This window comes from Intrasporangium sp. (assembly GCF_036566125.1).
GTDB lineage: Bacteria > Actinomycetota > Actinomycetes > Actinomycetales > Dermatophilaceae > Intrasporangium.
Genome location: NZ_DATCWX010000165.1, coordinates 1 through 2944 on the forward strand (window position 1 = coordinate 1; position 2944 = coordinate 2944).

At 72.4% G+C, this 2944-nt stretch carries 2 protein-coding genes; both read left to right on the forward strand.

Translation table 11 applies throughout. From position 1 onward, the window contains the following. Positions 1 to 2287: serine/threonine-protein kinase (locus tag VIR15_RS09810; RefSeq protein ID WP_414654950.1), on the forward strand; the 2287-nt coding region annotated here is incomplete at its 5' end. Beyond that, positions 2284 to 2944 (forward strand): zinc-ribbon domain-containing protein (locus tag VIR15_RS09815; RefSeq protein ID WP_331927294.1); only part of this gene is annotated, 661 nt, incomplete at its 3' end. The genes VIR15_RS09810 and VIR15_RS09815, both read left to right, overlap by 4 nt.

The window sequence follows — 2944 nt, forward strand, 5'->3', positions numbered from 1 at the left end:
GCCGGCTGCCATGCCACCTGCTCCCGCCGCCGACCCGGACGCCGCCCTCGCCACGGTGCCGGACGGCACTCGCTGTGCCCAGCCCGGCTGCACGGGCACGATCGCCGACGGCTACTGCAACGTGTGCGGCACGCCGGCCCACCAGGAGGAGCTCGTCCAGGTCGTCGACTCCACGGCGATACGGCCGGCCGGCATCGGTCCCGAGCTGTCCACCCGCTCGGCGGCGTCGAGCATGCTCGCCTCGGCGGCCTTGGGCTCGAAGCGGGCGCGTCAGACGGGATCTGTCGTCACCCGCCGGACCGGGAGCTCCCAGCGCCTCCGCAGCGCCCGGCTCGGTGGCGGCATCACCACCGTCCGGCCCGCCCCGACGATCGACGCGGAGAAGGCCCTGCTCACCAACCCGGTCGTGCCGGAGGGCAAGCGGTTCTGCCCCAAGTGCGGCGAGGCCGTGGGCCGCGGTCGTGACGGGCAGCCCGGTCGCACGACCGGCTTCTGCGCCAACTGCCGTCACCCCTTCTCGTTCGATCCGAAGCTGCGGCCGGGCGACCTCGTGGCCGGCCAGTACGAGGTGGCCGGGTGCCTCGCCCACGGCGGTCTCGGCTGGATCTACCTCGCCAAGGACAAGAACGTGTCCGACCGCTGGGTCGTGCTCAAGGGCCTGCTCAACTCGGCCGATCCGGACGCCCTCGCCGCCGCGATCGCCGAGCAGCGGTTCCTGGCGCAGGTCTCGCACCCGAGCATCGTCGAGATCTACAACTTCGTGACGTACGACGATGCCGGCTACATCGTCATGGAGTACGTCGGCGGCACGTCACTCAAGTCGATCCTCAAGCAGCGGATGCAGAAGGCCGGGTTCTACGACCCCCTGCCGGTGGACCAGGCCCTCGCCTACATCCTCGAGATCCTCCCGGCCTTCCAGTACCTCCACGACCTCGGCCTCGCCTACTGCGACTTCAAGCCGGACAACATCATCCAGGTCGGCGACGAGGTCAAGCTCATCGACCTCGGTGGGGTCCGCCGCATCGACGACGAGGACTCCGCGATCTTCGGGACCGTCGGCTACCAGGCGCCGGAGGTGGCTGAGCTCGGCACGTCCGTCGCCTCCGACATCTACACCATCGGCCGCACGCTCGTCGTGCTCACGATGGAGTTCCGCGGCTACCAGTCGACCTACCTCAACAGCCTGCCGCCGCAGGACTCGAGCCCGATCTTCCAGAAGTACGACTCGTTCTACCGGCTCGTCTCGAAGGCCTGCGCCCCGAACCGCGACGACCGCTTCGTGTCCGCCGACGAGCTGCGCTCGCAGATGATCGGCGTGCTTCGCGAGGTCGTCGCCATCGACCGGGGCTCGGGTGCGGCGACGACCACGGTGGGGTCGCTCCTTTTCGACGCCCCGACACCGGGCGACGAGCCTGACGACTGGCGCAACCTGCCGAACCTGCGGCGCGACCCGCATGACCCGCAGACGAACTGGCTCCACGCTGTCACCGGCAACCCGGAGCAGCGCCTCGCGGTCCTGCGCGAGGCGCCGGCCAGGACCGCGGAAGTGCTCCTCGACCTGGCCCGCACGGCCCTCAGCATGGGACACCGCGACCTCGCCGAGAAGTCCGCGAGCGAGCTGCTCTCGAACGACCCGTGGGAGTGGCGCGCCGTCTGGATCCAGGGCCTTGCCGCCCTGGAGCGCGGCGACGCGAAATCTGCCCAGGCCGCGTTCAACGCCGTCTACGGGCAGGTCCCGGGCGAGCTCGCACCGAAGCTGGCCCTGGCTCACGCCAGCGAGCAGGCCGGTGACGACGCGGTCGCCGAGAACCTCTACATCGCCTGCGCCCGGACCGACTCGACGTACGTGCCGATGGCCGCGTTCGGCCTGGCCCGGATCCGGGCCGCCCGGGGCGACGTCGACGGGGCCGTGGCCGCCTACAAGCTGGTCCCGACCCACTCCAGCGCCTACCGGACGGCCCGGGCCGGGCTGGCCGAGCTGCTGGCCCGCGCCAACCGGGGCCTGCCAGACCTCGCCGCGGCCCTGCGCACCCTGAGCGACACGTCCCTCACGGCACGCCGCCGGGCCGAGGTGACGACACACATCTACCGCGAGGCGCTCGAGAACGTGCGTAAGGACGGCGCGAACCCGGACGTCCACCTCGGGACCCACCGAGCCACCGAGCCGGGCCTCCGCGTCGGCCTCGAGCAGGCCCTCCGCGAGCTCGCCAGCCGCACCCCCGACTCCGCCGAGCGCGTCGTGCTCGTCGACGAAGCCAACACCGTCCGACCCTGGAGCCTCTGGTGACCGATGCCCCCCTGCCGACCTCGCCGGCACACCCCACGGTCGCCGGCACCGCGGCCACCTGCCCGGCGTGCGGCACTCCGCACCCCGCTGACGCGAGCTTCTGTGAGGCCTGTGGAGCCGACCTGGCACCCAGGACGGCTGCAGCGGGGGCGAGCCCAGCGGCATACGACCCGGTGGTGTCGCCAGCCACCCCGCAGACGGCACCTCCGGGCGAGGAGTCGCCTCTCGATGTGGGCTGGACGGGAGCCGTCGCCAGCGGCTCCACGCACGCCGACCCCACCCAGGCCACTGAGTCGGCCGAACAGCTCTGCCAGGCCTGCGGCCAGGGACGGATCGTCGACGGCTACTGCGACCACTGCGGCACGCCGCCCCCCGACCCGCGCAACCACTACGTCGAGGCGCCGGCGGCCTGGGTTGCCGGCGTGTGCGACATCGGCAAGCGGCACGCGCGCAACGAGGACGCCATGGCGCTCAGTGCGACCGAGACCGCGGGCAGCCGCGCCGTGCTCGTCGTCTGTGACGGCGTCTCGATGGCCACCGACTCGCACATCGCCTCGCTCGCCGCGGCCCGAGCCGCTCGGTCCGTCCTCGACCAGCCCCTGCCCAAGGGAGCGGGGACGCCGGACGCGTGGGCAGCGGCCGCGGCCCAGGCGCTCA